At 71.2% G+C, this 16,389-nt stretch carries 15 protein-coding genes; 12 read left to right on the forward strand and 3 right to left on the reverse strand.

The genetic code is table 11. The annotated features are described in order from the left end of the window. Window positions 1–8 precede the first annotated feature (8 nt). The 9 genes from rimP (at window position 9) to RQG84_RS13800 (ending at window position 9,078) form a co-directional block, all read left to right on the forward strand. Window positions 9–566 carry a ribosome maturation factor RimP gene (gene rimP / locus RQG84_RS13760; protein WP_311210453.1) on the forward strand — a complete coding sequence of 186 codons (558 nt, stop codon included), beginning with the start codon at window positions 9–11 and terminating at the stop codon, window positions 564–566. Continuing rightward, window positions 566–1,741 carry a transcription termination factor NusA gene (gene nusA / locus RQG84_RS13765; protein WP_311210454.1) on the forward strand — a complete coding sequence of 392 codons (1,176 nt, stop codon included), beginning with the start codon at window positions 566–568 and terminating at the stop codon, window positions 1,739–1,741. The genes rimP and nusA overlap by 1 nt, the downstream gene beginning before the upstream one ends. Next, window positions 1,738–2,031, forward strand: a complete 294-nt coding sequence (locus RQG84_RS13770; protein ID WP_257727730.1) for a YlxR family protein — start codon at window positions 1,738–1,740, stop codon at window positions 2,029–2,031. Before nusA ends, RQG84_RS13770 begins: the two co-directional genes overlap by 4 nt. 145 nt (window positions 2,032–2,176) lie before the next feature. Beyond that, window positions 2,177–4,936, forward strand: a complete 2,760-nt coding sequence (gene infB / locus RQG84_RS13775; protein ID WP_311210455.1) for a translation initiation factor IF-2 — start codon at window positions 2,177–2,179, stop codon at window positions 4,934–4,936. Window positions 4,937–5,020: 84 nt separating this feature from the next. Further along, window positions 5,021–5,482, forward strand: coding sequence for a 30S ribosome-binding factor RbfA (rbfA, locus tag RQG84_RS13780; RefSeq protein WP_055967423.1), 462 nt, complete (start codon window positions 5,021–5,023; stop codon window positions 5,480–5,482). Then, a complete protein-coding gene (gene truB / locus RQG84_RS13785; RefSeq protein ID WP_311210456.1) occupies window positions 5,479–6,363 on the forward strand; it encodes a tRNA pseudouridine(55) synthase TruB in 885 nt (294 codons plus the stop codon). The genes rbfA and truB overlap by 4 nt, the downstream gene beginning before the upstream one ends. A gap of 50 nt (window positions 6,364–6,413) precedes the next feature. Beyond that, window positions 6,414–7,646: a phosphatidylserine/phosphatidylglycerophosphate/cardiolipin synthase family protein gene (locus RQG84_RS13790; protein ID WP_055967429.1), complete on the forward strand. Its 1,233-nt coding sequence runs from the start codon at window positions 6,414–6,416 to the stop codon at window positions 7,644–7,646. 110 nt (window positions 7,647–7,756) lie between these two features. Next, complete coding sequence (locus RQG84_RS13795) at window positions 7,757–8,224, forward strand: hypothetical protein (protein WP_311210457.1); 468 nt, start codon at window positions 7,757–7,759, stop codon at window positions 8,222–8,224. Continuing rightward, complete coding sequence (locus RQG84_RS13800) at window positions 8,224–9,078, forward strand: serine/threonine-protein kinase (RefSeq protein ID WP_311210458.1); 855 nt, start codon at window positions 8,224–8,226, stop codon at window positions 9,076–9,078. The genes RQG84_RS13795 and RQG84_RS13800 overlap by 1 nt, the downstream gene beginning before the upstream one ends. A 770-nt stretch (window positions 9,079–9,848) precedes the next feature. On the opposite strand, the gene RQG84_RS13805 is transcribed toward RQG84_RS13800, so the two are convergent. The 3 genes from RQG84_RS13805 to RQG84_RS13815 are packed head-to-tail and all read right to left on the reverse strand — an operon-like array spanning window position 9,849 to window position 12,286. Continuing rightward, on the reverse strand, window positions 9,849–10,508 hold the full coding sequence (locus RQG84_RS13805; protein ID WP_055968550.1) for a response regulator transcription factor: 660 nt from the start codon (window positions 10,506–10,508) through the stop codon (window positions 9,849–9,851). Beyond that, complete coding sequence (locus RQG84_RS13810) at window positions 10,505–11,947, reverse strand: HAMP domain-containing sensor histidine kinase (protein ID WP_311210459.1); 1,443 nt, start codon at window positions 11,945–11,947, stop codon at window positions 10,505–10,507. Before RQG84_RS13810 ends, RQG84_RS13805 begins: the two co-directional genes overlap by 4 nt. 39 nt (window positions 11,948–11,986) lie before the next feature. Beyond that, a complete protein-coding gene (locus tag RQG84_RS13815) occupies window positions 11,987–12,286 on the reverse strand; it encodes a hypothetical protein (protein ID WP_311210460.1) in 300 nt (99 codons plus the stop codon). A 113-nt stretch (window positions 12,287–12,399) separates the two neighbouring features. On the opposite strand from RQG84_RS13815, the gene RQG84_RS13820 reads away from it, so the two are divergent. The 3 genes from RQG84_RS13820 to RQG84_RS13830 all read left to right on the forward strand — a co-directional run bounded on the left by RQG84_RS13820 (window position 12,400) and on the right by RQG84_RS13830 (window position 16,310). Then, window positions 12,400–13,374, forward strand: a complete 975-nt coding sequence (locus RQG84_RS13820) for a bifunctional riboflavin kinase/FAD synthetase (RefSeq protein ID WP_311210461.1) — start codon at window positions 12,400–12,402, stop codon at window positions 13,372–13,374. Between the two features lie 126 nt (window positions 13,375–13,500). Beyond that, complete coding sequence (gene rpsO, locus RQG84_RS13825; protein WP_055967444.1) at window positions 13,501–13,791, forward strand: 30S ribosomal protein S15; 291 nt, start codon at window positions 13,501–13,503, stop codon at window positions 13,789–13,791. Window positions 13,792–14,057: 266 nt separating this feature from the next. Beyond that, window positions 14,058–16,310 carry a polyribonucleotide nucleotidyltransferase gene (locus RQG84_RS13830; protein WP_311210462.1) on the forward strand — a complete coding sequence of 751 codons (2,253 nt, stop codon included), beginning with the start codon at window positions 14,058–14,060 and terminating at the stop codon, window positions 16,308–16,310. Window positions 16,311–16,389: the final 79 nt, after the last annotated feature.

Consider the following 16,389-nt stretch of genomic DNA (forward strand, 5'->3'; position numbering starts at 1 on the left):
TGCTCGAGATGGCGGACCCGCAGGCCGACCGCGTGGAGGACGAGGTCCGAGGCGCGCTGACGCCGCTCGGACTGGACCTGGAGGCGGTGGAGCTGTCCCGCTCGGGGTCCAAGCGCCTCCTGAGGATCGCGGTCGACGCCGACGGTGGCGTCCCGATCGACCTCATCACCGACGCCACGCGCGTCGTCTCCGCCGCTCTCGACGAGGGCAGCGCCATGGGCGAGGAGCCCTACACGCTCGAGGTCACCTCGCGCGGCCTCGACCGCCCTCTGACCGAGCCCCGGCACTGGCGGCGCAACGCCGGCCGGCTGGTGGCGGTGACGCTGCACGACGGTCCCTCCGTCACGGGGCGGGTCGTGGGCAGCGACGAGACGGGCGTCGAGCTCACCGTCAAGGGCCAGTCGCGCCGTCTGGAGTACTCCGAGGTCGCCCGCGCCCTGGTGACGCCGGAGCTGGGTGCCCCCAAGGCCCCCACGACGGGTCGCTCCAAGCAGCCCCGACGACCGGCGCAGGGCCGGCCCGGCACGTCACGCCCCACCGACCGGAACCGCGAGAAGGACTCCTGATGGACATCGACATGAGCGCACTGCGTGCGCTGGAACGCGAGAAGGACATCTCCTTCGAGGTGGTCGTGGAGGCCATCGAGACAGCACTGCTGTCGGCCTACCACAAGACGCCCTACGCCCACTCCCACGCGCGGGTCGTGCTCGACCGCGCGAGCGGCCACGTCACCGTCTGGGCGAAGGAGCGACTCGAGCCCGAGCCGCAGGCCCAGCCCGAGACCGCGCCCGACACCGGGACCTCGGCGGAGACCGGGCAGGAGGGTGCGGCCGAGGACGCAGCGGCTGACACGGACGCGACCGTCGCTGCCCGGCCGGCACCCGCTCCCACCGCCACCCCGGCCCCGCCGCGGTTCTCCGAGGAGTTCGACGACACCCCCGAGGACTTCGGCCGGTTCGCCGCCGCAGTGGCGCGCCAGCTGATCATGCAGCGTCTGCGCGACGCGGAGGACGAGCAGAAGTTCGGCGAGTTCTCCGGCAAGGTCGGCGACATCGTCTCCGGAGTCATCCAGCAGGGCAGCCGGCCCGGTGACGTCATGATCGACCTGGGCCGTGTCGAGGCGTTGCTGCCGGCGTCCGAGCGCGTGGCTGAGGAGAAGTACGCCCACGGCGAGCGCATCAAGGCCTACGTGTACGAGGTCGAGAAGGGCATGCGTGGGCCGCGGGTCAAGGTCTCGCGCACGCACCCGAACCTGGTGCGCCTGCTGTTCGCGCTGGAGGTGCCCGAGATCGCCGACGGTGCGGTCGAGATCATGGGCGTGGCCCGCGAGGCCGGGCATCGCACGAAGATCGCCGTGCGCGCCAAGGCGGCCGGGGTCAACGCGAAGGGCGCCTGCATCGGACCGATGGGCCAGCGCGTCCGCAACGTCATGCACGAGCTGCACGGCGAGAAGATCGACATCGTCGACTACAGCGACGAGCCGGCTGCGTACATCGGTCACGCGCTCTCGCCGTCGCGCGTCAAGCAGGTGACGGTGGTCGACGAGCAGGCTCGCGCGGCGAGGGTGGTCGTTCCCGACTTCCAGCTCTCGCTCGCGATCGGCAAGGAGGGCCAGAACGCCCGCCTCGCCGCGAAGCTCACGGGCTGGCGCATCGACATCCGTTCCGACACCGAGGACCCCTCCGTGGCCGGGGGTCCAGCGCGCCCGTCCGGTGCGTCGAGGCCCGAGAACGGAGCATGAGCGCGGACGGGGTAGACTCGACCCTGGTCACTCGCACGTGCATCGGCTGCCGGTCGCGCGACGCAGTGACCGCTCTGGTGCGACTCGTCGCGGTCCCGGGGGAGACGATCACGGTCGTCACGCCCGATCCACGGCGGTCCATGCCGGGGCGAGGGGCGCACCTGCACCCCGACCCTCGGTGCCTGGAGCTGGCACGTCGCCGCAAGGCGTTCGGCCGGGCCCTCCGCCTGGAGGGACCACTCGACCTGACGCTGCTCGACGCCGTCGCCGACCGCACCACGCACCAGTGACACCGATCCAGGGGGCCACCCGGCCCCACGACCCGAAAACGGAGCAACCGCTCATGAGCTCTCGATGAGAACCAACCGATGAGCCTGCACGTCAACTAGGGTCCGCACCTCCTTCAGGGCGGGCGGACCCCCCTGAAGGAGAACAGTGGCTGTCAGAGTCCACGAGCTCGCACGAGAGCTCGGAGTCCAGAGCAAGGACATCCTGTCCACGTTGAAGGACATGGGTGAGTACGTGAAGTCCGCGTCGTCCACCGTCGAGGCGCCGGTCGTCCGCCGCCTCAAGGAGGAGCACGGCGACACCCTGCGCGACAAGGGTGCGAAGAAGGCTGCCAAGAAGGCGCCTGCGGCCAAGCCGGAGGCACCGGCCCAGGCCGAGACCAAGGCACCCGAGGCGCCCGCGCCCGTCGAGCAGCCCGCAGCGGCCGAGCCCGCCGCCGAGGCTCCTGCCCCGGCGGCGCCCAAGGCCGCGCCGGCACCCGGTCCGCGTCCCGGTCCGCGTCGTCCGGCCGAGCCGGAGGCCCCGGCGGCCGAGGCCGCTCCGGAGGCGCCTGCGGCGCAGCCCGGCCCGAAGCCCGCTCCCGGACCCCGTCCGGGACCGCGCGGTGGCGGTGCCCGTCCGGGCAACAACCCGTTCTCGTCGCGCCAGGGCATGCAGCAGGACCGTCCCCCGCGCCCGCCGGCCGCCCGTGAGGGTGGAGCGGCTCCCGCGCCGGGCGGTCGCCCGGGCATGCCGCGTCCCAACCCGGCCATGATGCCCAAGCAGTCCGGTCTGGCCGGCTCCCGTCCCGGCCCCGGTGGCCGTGGTGGTCCCGGTGGCCGTCCCGGCGGTCCCGGTGGCCGACCCGGTGGTGGCGGCGCTCCCGGCGGTCGTCCCGGCGGTGGCGGTGGCGGCGGCTTCGCCGGTCGCCCCGGCGGCGGTGGCGGCTTCGGTGGCCCCGGTGGTCGTCCCGGCGGCAACCGTCCCGGTGGCCGCGGTGGCACGCAGGGCGCGTTCGGTCGCGCCGGTGGTCCGGTCCGACGTGGACGCAAGAGCAAGCGCGCGAAGCGTCAGGAATTCGACCAGATGCAGGCACCCGCCATCGGCGGCGTGCGTGTGCGCAAGGGCAACGGCGAGACGATCCGTCTCACCCGCGGTTCGTCGCTGAGCGACTTCGCCGACAAGATCGGCGTCGACGCGGCATCGCTCGTCGAGGTGCTGTTCCACCTGGGCGAGGTCGTCACGGCCACCCAGTCGGCCAACGACGAGACGCTGCAGCTGCTCGGTGAGGAGCTCAACTACACGGTCGAGGTCATCTCGCCCGAGGACGAGGACCGCGAGCTGCTCGAGTCGTTCTCGCTGGAGTTCGGCGAGAACGAGGGCGACGACGCGGACCTCATCGCGCGGCCGCCGGTCGTCACGGTCATGGGTCACGTCGACCACGGCAAGACCAAGCTCCTCGACGCGCTGCGCTCCAGCAACGTGGTCGACAAGGAGGCCGGTGGCATCACACAGACCATCGGCGCCTACCAGGTCGCCACCGAGGTCGAGGGCGACGAGCGTCGCATCACCCTGATCGACACCCCCGGTCACGAGGCCTTCACGGCCATGCGTGCCCGTGGTGCCCAGGCGACCGACATCGCGATTCTCGTGGTCGCGGCCGACGACGGCGTCATGCCGCAGACGGTCGAGGCGCTCAACCACGCGAAGGCGGCCGGCGTGCCGATCGTCGTCGCGGTCAACAAGATCGACAAGCCCGACGCCGATCCGACCAAGGCTCGCGGTCAGCTCACCGAGTACGGACTCGTGCCCGAGGAGTACGGCGGCGACACGATGTTCGTCGACGTCTCGGCCAAGGCCGGGACGGGCCTGGAGGACCTGCTCGCCGCCGTCGTGCTGACGGCGGACGCCGAGCTGGACCTGCGCGCCAACCCGACGCAGAACGCCGAGGGCCTGGTCATCGAGGCGCACCTGGACCGCGGTCGCGGCCCGGTCGCCACGGTGCTGGTGCACCGCGGCACCCTGCGCGTGGGCGACTCGCTCGTCGCCGGACCGGCCTTCGGTCGTGTCCGCGCGATGCTCGACGAGCACGGCGAGAACATCGAGGAGGCCACGCCGTCGCGTCCCGCGCTCGTGCTCGGCCTCACCGCCGTTCCCGGCGCCGGCGACAACTTCATGGTCGTCGCCGACGACCGCCTGGCTCGCCAGGTGGCCGAGAAGCGCGAGGCGCGCGAGCGCAACGCACTGCTCGCCAAGCGCAGTGGTCGCCGGACCCTCGAGGACTTCATGTCCTCGATGGAGAAGGGGGAGACCGACGAGCTGCTGCTCATCCTGAAGGGTGACGGCTCCGGCTCGGTCGAGGCGCTCGAGGACGCGCTCGCCAACATCGACGTCGGCGAGGAGGTCGACCTGCGGGTCATCGACCGCGGCGTCGGTGCGATCACCGAGACCGACGTCAACCTGGCTGCCGCGTCGAACGCCGTCATCATCGGCTTCAACGTCCGGCCGCAGGGCAAGGCCACCGAGCTCGCCGACCGCGAGGGCGTCGAGATCAAGTACTACTCGGTGATCTACCAGGCGATCGACGAGATCGAGGCGGCCCTCAAGGGCATGCTCAAGCCCGAGTTCGAAGAGGTCCAGCTGGGCACGGCGCAGATCCGCGAGATCTTCCGCTCGTCCAAGATCGGCAACATCGCCGGCTGCATGGTCACGAGCGGCACGCTGCGGCGCAACGCCAAGGCTCGCCTGCTGCGCGACGGTGCCGTGGTGGCCGACAACCTCGACCTCTCGAGCCTGCGGCGCGAGAAGGACGACGTGTCCGAGGTCCGCGAGGGCTTCGAGTGCGGTCTGGTGCTCCGTGGCTACGGCGACATCAAGATCGACGACGTCGTGGAGATGTTCGAGCTGCGCGAGAAGCCGCGCGCCTGATGTCCGATCCCTCGACAGGCTCGGCCGGCGCCGCCGGCCGAGCCTGTCGAGGGCCTTCACCACTCACGACAACGCGGAGGAATCATGGCCGGACAGCGCACCCAGCAGCTCGCTGACCGCATCAAGGTGATCATCGCCCAGATGCTCGAGCGTCGGGTCAAGGATCCGCGTCTCGGCTTCGTGACCATCACCGACGTCCGGCTCACCGGTGACAACCAGAACGCCTCGGTGTTCTACACCGTCATGGGCGACGAGCGGGCCATCGCCGACACCGGCGCCGCGCTCCGCAGCGCCACCGGGCTCCTGCGGGCCGAGGTCGGCAAGCAGCTCGGGACGCGCCACACGCCGACGCTCGAGTTCTTCCTCGACGCGGTGCCCGAGACGGCACGCCAGATCGAGGACCTGCTGGCCAGGGCGCGCGAGATCGACGAGCGCGTGGCCGCGGAGTCGGCCGGCGCGCAGTACGCCGGCGACCCCGACCCGTACAAGCAGCCCCGCACGGACGAGTCGTCCGACGAGGACGACGAGGACGACGGACGCGCATGAGCCCCGTGGGGCTGGTCGTCGTCGACAAGCCCGCAGGGTGGACGTCGCACGACGTCGTCGCGCGCACCCGACGCCTGGCCGGGACCCGCAAGGTCGGTCACGCCGGGACGCTCGACCCGATGGCCACGGGTGTGCTCGTGCTCGGGGTCGGACGTGCGACGCGGCTGCTCGGCCACCTGCAGCTGGCCGACAAGGAGTACCTCGCCACGATGCGGCTGGGGCAGACCACCGTGACCGACGACGCCGAGGGGGACCTGCTCGAGCAGGTCGACGCCTCCGGCATCGGCGAGGCCGACGTCCGGGCCGCGGTGCTGCCGCTGACCGGCGACATCGAGCAGGTGCCGACCGCGGTCTCGGCCATCAAGGTCGACGGCAAGCGGTCCTACGCGCGGGTCCGGGCCGGCGAGGACGTCCAGCTGGCGGCGCGGCCGGTCACGGTCTCGACCTTCGAGGTCACCGACGTGCGCCACGTCGACGTCGACGGCACCCCCGTGGTCGACGTCGACGTCCGGGTCGTGTGCTCCAGCGGCACCTACGTCCGCGCGCTCGCACGCGACCTCGGCGCCTCGCTCGGGGTGGGCGGCCACCTGACCATGCTGCGGCGCACCCGGGTGGGCGGCTTCGGCCTCGACGTCGCCAGCACGCTCGAGGAGCTCGAGCGTTCGTGGACCCACGTGGATCTCGACGCTGCGGCGCGGGCGGCGTTCGTGTCGATCGACCTCGACGAGTCCGCCGCCCAGGAGGTGAGGTTCGGGCGCGCGCTGACCGGCACGGTCCTCGGTCACGACGGCCCGGTGGCGCTGTTCGCGCCCGACGGGGCCTTCCTCGCGCTCTACGAGCAGCGCGGCCCCGACGCGCGGGCGGTCGCCGTCTTCGTGTGAGCGGCACCGAACGAGGACGCGCCGTTCGCACGATGTCCTAGGGTGACGCCGTGGCTCGCATCTCGACCCGAGGTCTCCTCTGGCGCCCCCTGCAGACCTGGTTCCTCTCCGTCGTCGGGATCGTCTCGGGCCTGATGCTCACGACCAAGGTGCGCAAGATCCTGCGCGCCGGAGGGCAGAAGCCCTTCCCGACCGTCGCGCCGCTGACGCTGCCCGTCGGACAGGAGAACCACGCCACCACGTACACCTACGGCGAGGACCTCTACGCCGACATGCTGGCGGCGATCCGTGGCGCCCGGACCCGTGTGCTCTTCGAGACCTTCATCCTCAAGGCCGACGAGGTCGGTGCCGAGTTCAAGCGGGAGCTCGTGGCCGCTGCCGAGCGAGGCGTCCACGTGCACGTGATCTACGACGGGTTCGCCAACCTCGTCGTGCCGCGGTCCTTCCTGCGCTTCCCGCCGAGCGTGCACGTGCTGCGGTTCCCCGTCCTGAACTCCGGGCTGCAGCCGTTCAACCCCCGCCGGTGGGGCCGTGACCACCGCAAGATCCTGGTCGTCGACGACCAGGTCGGCTTCGTGGGCGGCTACAACGTCGGGTCGCTCTACGCGACGCAGTGGCGCGACACGCACCTGAAGGTCGAGGGCGCGGCGGTGTGGGACCTCGACAACGCGTTCATCGACTTCTGGAACGACCGCCACCCGGTGCGGATCGAGCCACTGGGCGAGGCCAGCTGGGAGCCGACCGTGCGGGCCCACCGCAACGTCCCGCAGCAGCTGGTGTTCCCGATCCGCGGGATGTACCTGGAGGCGATCGACCGTGCGCGGCACCACGTGCACATCACGGCGGCCTACTTCATCCCCGACCACGACATCCTGCGGGCGCTCCTCGACGCGCGGTCACGGGGCGTCGAGGTGACGATCATCGTGCCCGAGATCAGCAACCACGTCGTGGCGGACTGGCTGTCGCGCGGGTTCTACGGCGAGCTGTTGCGGCACGGCGTGCGGATCCAGCTGTACCAGGACGCGATGGTGCACGCGAAGACCATGACGATCGACGGCCACTGGTCGACGGTCGGCACCGCCAACATCGACCGACTGAGCCTCACGGGCAACTACGAGATCAACCTCGAGGTGATCGACCCGAACCTCGCCGAGCACCTCGAGCGGGTCTTCGAGACCGACCTGGAGAACTGCCGCGAGCTCACCCTCGAGCAGTGGCAGTCGCGGCCGTTCGTGGCCCGCGCGTGCGAGCTGCTGCTCACCCCGCTGCGACCCCTGCTCTGAGGTGCGTGACCGGTGCGGACCCGCGCATGAGAGTCCTCTCATCGGGGTCTCACGGAGGGCTCACGGGCGCTGGCGAGAGTGAGGGCATCACATCGACACCAGGAGGAACCATGAAGCTCTCAGTCCGTACCGGAATCGCCGCCGTCGCCGGCACCCTCGCCCTCGGCACCGCCGGGTTCGCCCTGTCGGCGGCCAGCGCCGACGACACCGACCGCGACCCCGCCCTCAAGCGCGAGGACACCAGCACCTCGTGGACGGTGCCGGCCGCCGACGACGATGACGACGACCGCGACGGCCGCGACGACGACCTCAACACGCAGGTGACCGCGCAGACGGCCAACACGGCTCAGACCGCGCAGACCCGGAACACGGCCCCCACGGCCAACACCAAGAACACGGCGCAGACCAAGAACACCGCGCCGACGAAGAACACGGCCAAGACGGTGCAGTCGGCTCCGACCAAGAACACCGCCAAGACGGTCCAGTCGGCGCCCACGAAGAACACCGCCCCCACGAAGAACACGGCCCCGAGCGCCCCGACCAAGAACACCGCCCCGACGAACGACACGAACAGCTGATGTCCGACGACCGCTGGGGCCTGGCCGGGGGCGACGAGATCGCCCCCGGCCTCACGGCCGTGAAGGACCTCGGGGGCGGCACCGTCTACGAGGCGTGGCTCGCCTTCGACGAGCGCCTGCACGCCCCTGTGGTCGTCAAGGTGCTGCGCCCCGGCCACGTGGAGGACCCCGCCTCGCGCGCCGGCTTCGACCGCGAGATCGGGCTGCTGTCGCGTCTGGCCCACCCGGGCATCACGCGGGTCTTCTCCTACGACGACGAGGCCGAGCGGCCGTACTTCGTGCTGGAGCACGTGGACGGTCCCAACCTCTCGCGCCTGATCGGCAAGCACGGTGCCGTCCCCGAGCACCAGCTGCTGCCGCTGGCGCTCGAGCTGGCGTCGGTGCTGCACTACCTGCACGGTGAGGACGTCCTGCACCTCGACATCAAGCCGAGCAACGTCATCATGGGCTCGCCGGCCCAGCTGATCGACCTGTCCGTCGCCCTGGACGCCTCCGAGGCCGCCGCCCTCGACCACGCGGTCGGCAGCGACGAGTACATGGCCCCCGAGCAGTGCCTGCCGGGGGAGCGCGGCACCGTCGGTCCTGCGGCCGACGTCTGGGGCCTCGGCGCCACGCTGTTCCGCGCCGCGGCCGGCTTCCGCGCCTTCGACCGCGACCCGCGCTGGGCCCAGCTGCAGGACGAGCCGAAGCCGCTTCCCGCCCACGTGCACCCGGGCGCCGCCGACCTGATCAGCCGCTGCCTCGACCCCGACCCGGCGGCGCGTCCCACGCCGACGCAGATCGCGCACGACCTCGAGCCGATGATCGCCGGCCTGCCCAGTGCCCGGTTGTCGGGCTTCACGCTGAAGCGCTGAGGCTCTTCGCAGCTGAGTAGCCGTCCGTTCGGGCCTCGACCTGCGGCTGCGTCGTTGTGGCTGGGTCTCGACCTGCGGCTGCGTCGCTGTGGCTGGGCCTGGACCCGCTGCTGCGTCGCTGGGCTGGGGCTTCGTCCTGCTGCTGCGTCGCTGTGGCTCCGAGTGGACCTGCGTTCCGAAAGGGCCTCGACCGGCGGGCGGGTCCGGGCTCGGTCGGGCTCTCGGGGCGTGGCTGGGGGTGACGCAGGATTCTGCGTTCGTGCGTGAGGGGTCGAAGGATGCTGCGTTCGCTACGGGATCCCGTCACCAACGCAGCATCGTTCGGGCTTCCGCACGCGAAGGCAGAATCCTGCGTCCAGCGGGGCTTCGGTACGCGGCGGGTGGGCAGGGATTCTCCCTTTGCGTGGAACGGTCCACGAGAAGGGAGAATCTCTGCCCGTACGGGGGCCTTTTCCTCGCCACGGTGCTTCCTTCGCGTGGCACGGTCCACGCGAAGGAAGCATCGTGCGTGAATTTCTCGCAGATGGAGAATCGTGGCCGCGCCCCGCAGACCCAGCCGGTCCGAGACCCACCGTTCCGGTCGAGGCCCTTTCGGAGACCACGCCCACTCGCAGCCACAGCGACGCAGCAGGACGTGAAGGCCCACGGCAGCGACGCAGCAGCGAGTGGAAGCCCCGCCGAGCGACGCAGCAGCGAGTGGAAGCCCCGCCGAGCCGAAGCAGCAGCGAGCGGAAGCCCGCCGACCGACGCACCCGCAGGCCGGGAGGACCTCAGTCCACCCGGTACCCCAGCCCCCGCACGGTGGTGACGAGCTCGGCACCCAGCTTCCGTCGCAGGTACCCGACGTAGACGTCGACGACGTTGGAGCCGGGGTCGAAGTCGTAGCCCCACACGTGCGAGAGCAGCTGCTCGCGCGACAGGACCTGACCACGGTGGCTCATGAGGACCTCGGCCAGCGAGAGCTCGCGGGCCGAGAGCTCCACCTCGCGCTCGCCGACGTAGGCCCGCCGCCGGCGCAGGTCCAGTCGGACGTCGCCGGCCACGAGCTCGTCGTCCGGAGCGGCCTGGGCGGGGGAGCGGAGCCGCAGCCGTACACGGGCCAGCAGCTCGGCGAAGCGGAACGGCTTGCTCATGTAGTCGGCGGCGCCGCCCTCCAGCGCCTGGACCGTGTCGGTCACTGAGTCGCGAGCGGTCAGCACGATGACCGGCAGCTCGGGGCGCTCGGCCTGCACACGCTCGAGGATGGTGAACCCGTCCAGGCCGGGCAGGCCGATGTCGAGGATCATCAGGTCGAACGGGCCGGTGAGGGCGTAGTCGAGCCCGCTCACGCCGTCCGCGACCACCGTGGGGGTGAACCCCTCGGCCTTGAGGCCCTTGGAGACGAACGAGGCGATGCGGTCCTCGTCCTCGACCACCAGGATCCGGTTCACCACTGTCCTCCTGCCGGGACGACCAGCCGGAACGTCGCGCCGGTGCCACTGGTCGGTCCATGGTCGCTCGTGCCGTGCTCGTCGGCGCTGGGTTCGTCGAGCACCACCTGGCCCTCGTGGGCCTGGGCGATCACCGCGACGATGGAGAGCCCGAGGCCGAAGCCGGCGTGCTCGTCCTCGCCCTGCGAGAAGCGCTCGAAGATCGTCTCACGCAGCGCGGGCGAGACACCGGAGCCCGTGTCGCGGACCCACAGCTCGACGTTCCCCTCGTGCAGGCGCGAGCCGATGCCGATCTCGTCACCGGCGGCCGTGTGGCGGACGGCGTTGTCCGCCAGCTGGAGCAGCGCCTGGGTGATGCGTTGCGGATCGACCTCCACCGTCGTGCGCGCGACGCCGTCGAGCACCCACGCGCGCTCCGCGAGCCCGCGGGCTCGCTCCAGCACGCCGACCGTCAGGGCCTCGACGTCGGTGCGCTCGAGGCGCACGAAGTCGGGACGCTCGGCCTTGGCGAGCAGCAGGAGGTCGTTCACCAGCCGGGTCATCCGGTCGATCTCGTCGAGCAGCAGCACGCGGGTCGTGCGCACGTCGTCGGGGTCGGTGAGGTCGAGGACCTCCAGGTGACCCTGCAGGACGGTGAGAGGGGTGCGCAGCTCGTGCGCGGCGTCGTCGAGGAGTCGACGCTGGCTGGCGAACGCCTCCTCCAGGCGGTCGAGCATGTCGTTGAACGTGCGCTGCAGCTCGCTCAGGTCGTCGTTGCCGCTCACCTCGAGCCGCCCGCTCAGGTCACCTTCGGTGATCCCCTGCGCGGTCTCACGGAGCCGGCGCACGGGGGAGAGGAGACGGCCGGCGAGCCACGACGCGATCGCGGAGATCAGCACCACCGACAGCGCACTGAGCAGGGCGTAGGTGACCATCAGCTCGTGCAGCTGGTTGCGCGACTCGCTCACGTCGTGCGAGACGACGAAGGAGGCGCGCTCGGATCCCTGCTCCACCGGCTGGACCGCCACGCGGTAGTCGCGGTCGGCGACGGTCAGGTCGGCCACGCCGCCTGCGGTCTCGAGCCGCTCGACCAGGGCCGGGAAGCGCGGCGAGGTGCGCAGCGCCCGTTGGCCCTCGCCGACGAACGTGGGCTTGCCGGTGACGGGGAACTGCCAGAGGTTCTCCTCGGCGTCGGGCACGTTGCGGGACAGGAAGAACGCGATCAGGCGGTCGGGATCGGTGAACCGTTCGCCCGTCTCCGGGTCGACTCCCTCGGCCTGGAGGCGACGCAGCTCGCCGACCTCCTGGGCCAGGCTGGTGTCGATCACGCGGTCGATGCGGCGCGACTCGAGCACGAAGAGGGTGGCACCGACGGCGACGAGGGCCGCCGCCGTCAGGAGCGCGACGGCGGCGGTGAGACGTTGGCGGACGGAGTAGCGGGGGCTGCGGCTCACGTCCACGCGTCGCTCCTGCGTCCACGGCGAAGCCGGGGGAGGAGGTCAGTCGTCATCGTCGTCCCGGTCGTCCCTGTCGTCATCGTCGTCGTCATCATCGTCGATGGGGCGCGGCGTCTGGGGGACGCGCTCGTAGTCGTCGTCATCGTCGTCGTCGTCCGCAGACGGGGTCGGCGACGGCGTGGGGGTGGGGGTCGGGGTGGAGCTCGACGTCGTCGGCACCGTCACGGGGGCGAAGTCGCCGGCCGGTGCGTCGTCCTGCGCCACGACGCGCGCCGCCACGATGCCGAGCAGCACGACGGCGACCCCCACGACGAGGGGGACGAGGAGGCGGGAACGCGTCATGCGCACACTGTGCCGCACGGAGCACCTCGCCACGATGAGGTGGCGATGAGAGAACTCTCATCGAACGTCACCGCGCACGCGTGCAGCGAGCGCCGCTGTGGCACAGTTCTGGCGTGGCCACGTGGACAGAGCTGGGCGGGGCGTCGACCGCGCCGATCGCCGAGGACTCCGCCGTCACCATCGGGACGTTCGACGGCGTCCACCGAGGGCACCAGGCACTGCTGCAGCGGACGCGCGAGGTCGCCGACGGTCTGCCGGTCGTGGCCGTGACCTTCGAGCCGCACCCGGTCGCGGTCTTCGCCCCCGAGCGGGTCCCCGCCCGGCTCACGTCGCTCGAGCGCCGCGTGCAGCTGCTGCTCGAGCCGGCGCCCGGCGTGCGCGGGGCCGACCACGTCCGCGTCCTCGACTTCGACCGCGAGATGGCCTCCTGGTCACCTCGCGAGTTCGTCGAGCGCGTGGTGGTCGAGCAGCTGCGGGCCCGCCACGTGGTGGTCGGGGAGAACTTCACGTTCGGCGCCAAGGCCGCCGGCACCACGGAGGTGCTGCGCGAGCTGTGCGCCGAGCACGGCTGCTCGGCCGACGCGCTCACGCTCGTGGGGGACGCCGAGGCGCGGGGCGACGACGGATCCGGCACCTGGTCGTCCACGCGGGTGCGGGGTCTCGTCGCCGAGGCCCGTCTCGCCGAGGCCGCAGCGGTGCTCGGCCGTCCGTACGAGGTGGACGGTGTGGTCACCCCCGGTGACCGCCGTGGCCGAGACCTCGGCTTCCCGACCGCCAACGTCCCGGTCGACGCCGGGTACTGCGTCCCGCCCGACGGGGTCTACGCCGGTCGACTCGTCACCGGGGACGCCGCCTACCCGGCTGCCGTGTCCATCGGCACCAACCCGACCTTCGCCGGCACCGAGCGGCGGGTCGAGTCCTACGTGATGGACCACGGGCACGACCTCGACCTCTACGGACGCGCCGTGCGGGTGGAGCTGGTCGAGCGGCTGCGCTCGATGGTGGCCTACGAGGGTGTCGAGGCCCTCGTCGAGCAGATGCACGCCGACGTCGACGCCGCACGCGCCGTGCTCGCTCGACCGTCCTGACCCGGGCGATTCGCCTGGAGGTGCCGCCCGCTGATAGCCTGGCAGGCGGCGTACCAACGCCCACGGATCATCAGAGCCCCGGTGGACATGCCCGGGAGCGCCGTGCAACGACCTCCCAGGAGAAGAATGTCGAAGAAAACCGCTGCCCCCACCGTCGCCGGCACGCCGCGTGACGAGATCATCAAGCAGTACGCCCGCAGCGAGGGCGACACCGGCTCCCCGGAGGTCCAGGTCGCGCTGCTCACCGAGCGCATCTCGCACCTGACGGAGCACCTGAAGGAGCACAAGCACGACCACCACAGCCGTCGTGGCCTGCTGCTGCTCGTCGGCCAGCGCCGTCGGCTGCTCAACTACCTCCAGGCCAAGGACATCGAGCGCTACCGCTCGCTCATCGAGCGCCTCGGTCTGCGTCGCTGACTTCGATCAGGCGGTCTCCCCAGTCGGGGTGGCCGCCTGATCCGCATCCGGGCCCGCCCAGGTCGTAGGACCTGGACGACCGCCCACCACAACTGAACATCGACACATCCACGGACGAGAGCCGCCACGTCGGGTCCGGTCCTCGGTAGTGGCCCTCGGGACGGCGATCGCCGCGCCGCGGGCCTCGATCGAAGACCGAAGGCCATCATCACGGCAGGTCCGGAGCTCGTCCCACCGCGCGACGACCGTCGCGAGAAGGGACTTCTATGTCCGACTCCATCCACACCACCGAGACCGTCATCGACAATGGTCGTTTCGGTACCCGCACGATCCGTTTCGAGACGGGTCAGCTCGCTCGCCAGGCCGCCGGCTCCGTGTCCGCGTTCCTGGACGACGACACGATGCTGCTCTCGGCCACCACGGCCGGCAAGCACCCCAAGGACCACTTCGACTTCTTCCCCCTCACGGTCGACGTCGAGGAGCGCATGTACGCCGCGGGACGCATCCCCGGCTCGTTCTTCCGTCGTGAGGGCCGCCCGGGCGAGGACGCGATCCTCACCTGCCGCCTGATCGACCGCCCGCTGCGCCCGACCTTCAAGAAGGGTCTGCGCAACGAGGTCCAGGTCGTCATCACGGTCCTGGCCCTGAACCCCGACACCCCGTACGACGTGCTGGCCATCAACGCCGCCTCCGCGTCCACGCAGATCTCGGGCCTGCCGTTCTCCGGTCCGATCGGCGCCACCCGCGTCGCCCTGATCGACGGCCAGTGGGTTGCCTTCCCGACGCACAGCCAGCTCGAGGACGCCGTGTTCGACATGGTCGTCGCGGGCCGCATCGCCACGCAGGCCGACGGCTCCAGCGACGTCGCGATCATGATGGTCGAGGCCGAGTCCACCGAGAACACCTGGGACCTCGTGCAGTCCGGTGTCCAGGCGCCCACCGAGGAGGTCGTGGCCGGTGGCCTCGACGCCGCCAAGGGCTTCATCCGCCAGCTGTGCGAGGCGCAGCAGCAGCTCGCCGAGGCCGCGGCCAAGCCCGTCCAGGACTTCCCGGTCTTCCTCGACTTCCAGGACGACGTCTACGACGCCGTCGCCGCAGCCGCCTCCGGCCCGCTGGCCGAGGCCCTCACGATCTCCTCCAAGGCCGATCGCGAGGACCGCGAGAGCCAGATCAAGGCCGACGTGCTCGACCAGCTCGGCGAGCAGTTCGAGGGTCGCGAGAAGGAGGTCGGTGCCGCGCTGCGTGCGGTCACCAAGAGCCTCGTCCGTCAGCGTGTGCTCCGCGACAAGGTGCGCATCGACGGTCGTGGACTCGCCGACATCCGTGAGCTGTCGGCCGAGGTCGGCGTCATCCCGCGCGTGCACGGCTCGGCCCTGTTCCAGCGTGGCGAGACCCAGATCCTGGGCGTCACCACGCTGAACATGCTCGACCTGGTGCAGAAGCTCGACACGCTGAGCCCCGAGAGCACGCGTCGGTACATGCACAACTACAACTTCCCGCCGTTCTCCACGGGTGAGACGGGCCGCGTCGGTTCGCCGAAGCGGCGCGAGATCGGCCACGGTGCGCTCGCCGGCCGCGCGCTCCTGCCGGTCCTGCCCACCAAGGAGGAGTTCCCCTACGCGATCCGTCAGGTCTCCGAGGCGCTGAGCTCGAACGGCTCCACGTCGATGGGCTCGGTCTGCGCCTCGACGCTCGGTCTGCTCAACGCCGGTGTGCCGCTGCGCGCCCCGGTCGCGGGCATCGCGATGGGCCTCATCTTCGGTGAGGTCGACGGCGCCACCGAGTACGTCACCCTCACCGACATCCTCGGTGCCGAGGACGCGTACGGCGACATGGACTTCAAGGTCGCCGGCACGCCCGAGTTCATCACGGCCCTGCAGCTGGACACCAAGCTCGACGGCATCCCCGCCGACGTGCTCGCCGGTGCCCTCACGCAGGCCAAGGGTGCGCGCCTGACGATCCTCGACGTCATGTCCGAGGCCATCGACGCGCCCGACGAGATGAGCGAGTTCGCCCCGAAGATCATCACGGTGAAGGTGCCGGTCGACAAGATCGGCGAGGTCATCGGCCCGAAGGGCAAGATGATCAACCAGATCCAGGACGACACCGGCGCCAAGATCTCGATCGAGGACGACGGCACCGTCTACATCGCCGGCGAGGCCGGCGGTGCGGCCGACCGTGCGCGCGACGCCATCAACGCGATCGCCAACCCGACGATGCCCGAGGTCGGCGAGCGCTACCTCGGCACCGTCGTCAAGACGGTCGACTTCGGTGCGTTCATCGCGCTCTCGCCGGGCAAGGACGGGCTGCTGCACATCAGCAAGCTGCGCGACCTCAACGGCGGCCAGCGCGTGAACAACGTCGAGGACGTCGTCTCGGTGGGCCAGAAGATCCAGGTCCAGATCGCCGAGCTCGGCGACCGCGGCAAGATCTCGCTGATCCCCGTCCCCGAGGACGCAGCTCCCGAGGACGCCACCGACGAGGCCCCGGCCGACGCCGAGGAGTCCACGGACGCCTGATCGGTCCACGTCACGAGGCCCTCACCCCTTCGGGGGTGGGGGCCTCGTCGCGTTCGGTCCGGGCGGTCGACCGGGAGGT

This window comes from Aeromicrobium sp. WCS2018Hpa-31, assembly GCF_031843905.1.
Taxonomy (GTDB): Bacteria; Actinomycetota; Actinomycetes; order Propionibacteriales; family Nocardioidaceae; genus Aeromicrobium.

What these genes read in the sequence shown, in the direction of transcription:
- rimP (WP_311210453.1), top strand. Translation starts at nt 9, where the DNA reads ATGGCGGACCCGCAGGCCGACCGCGTGGAGGACGAGGTCCGAGGCGCG.
- nusA (WP_311210454.1), top strand. Translation starts at nt 566, where the DNA reads ATGGACATCGACATGAGCGCACTGCGTGCGCTGGAACGCGAGAAGGAC.
- RQG84_RS13770 (WP_257727730.1), top strand. Translation starts at nt 1,738, where the DNA reads ATGAGCGCGGACGGGGTAGACTCGACCCTGGTCACTCGCACGTGCATC.
- rbfA (WP_055967423.1), top strand. Translation starts at nt 5,021, where the DNA reads ATGGCCGGACAGCGCACCCAGCAGCTCGCTGACCGCATCAAGGTGATC.
- truB (WP_311210456.1), top strand. Translation starts at nt 5,479, where the DNA reads ATGAGCCCCGTGGGGCTGGTCGTCGTCGACAAGCCCGCAGGGTGGACG.
- RQG84_RS13795 (WP_311210457.1), top strand. Translation starts at nt 7,757, where the DNA reads ATGAAGCTCTCAGTCCGTACCGGAATCGCCGCCGTCGCCGGCACCCTC.
- RQG84_RS13800 (WP_311210458.1), top strand. Translation starts at nt 8,224, where the DNA reads ATGTCCGACGACCGCTGGGGCCTGGCCGGGGGCGACGAGATCGCCCCC.
- RQG84_RS13815 (WP_311210460.1), bottom strand. Translation starts at nt 12,286, where the DNA reads ATGACGCGTTCCCGCCTCCTCGTCCCCCTCGTCGTGGGGGTCGCCGTC.
- rpsO (WP_055967444.1), top strand. Translation starts at nt 13,501, where the DNA reads ATGTCGAAGAAAACCGCTGCCCCCACCGTCGCCGGCACGCCGCGTGAC.
- RQG84_RS13830 (WP_311210462.1), top strand. Translation starts at nt 14,058, where the DNA reads ATGTCCGACTCCATCCACACCACCGAGACCGTCATCGACAATGGTCGT.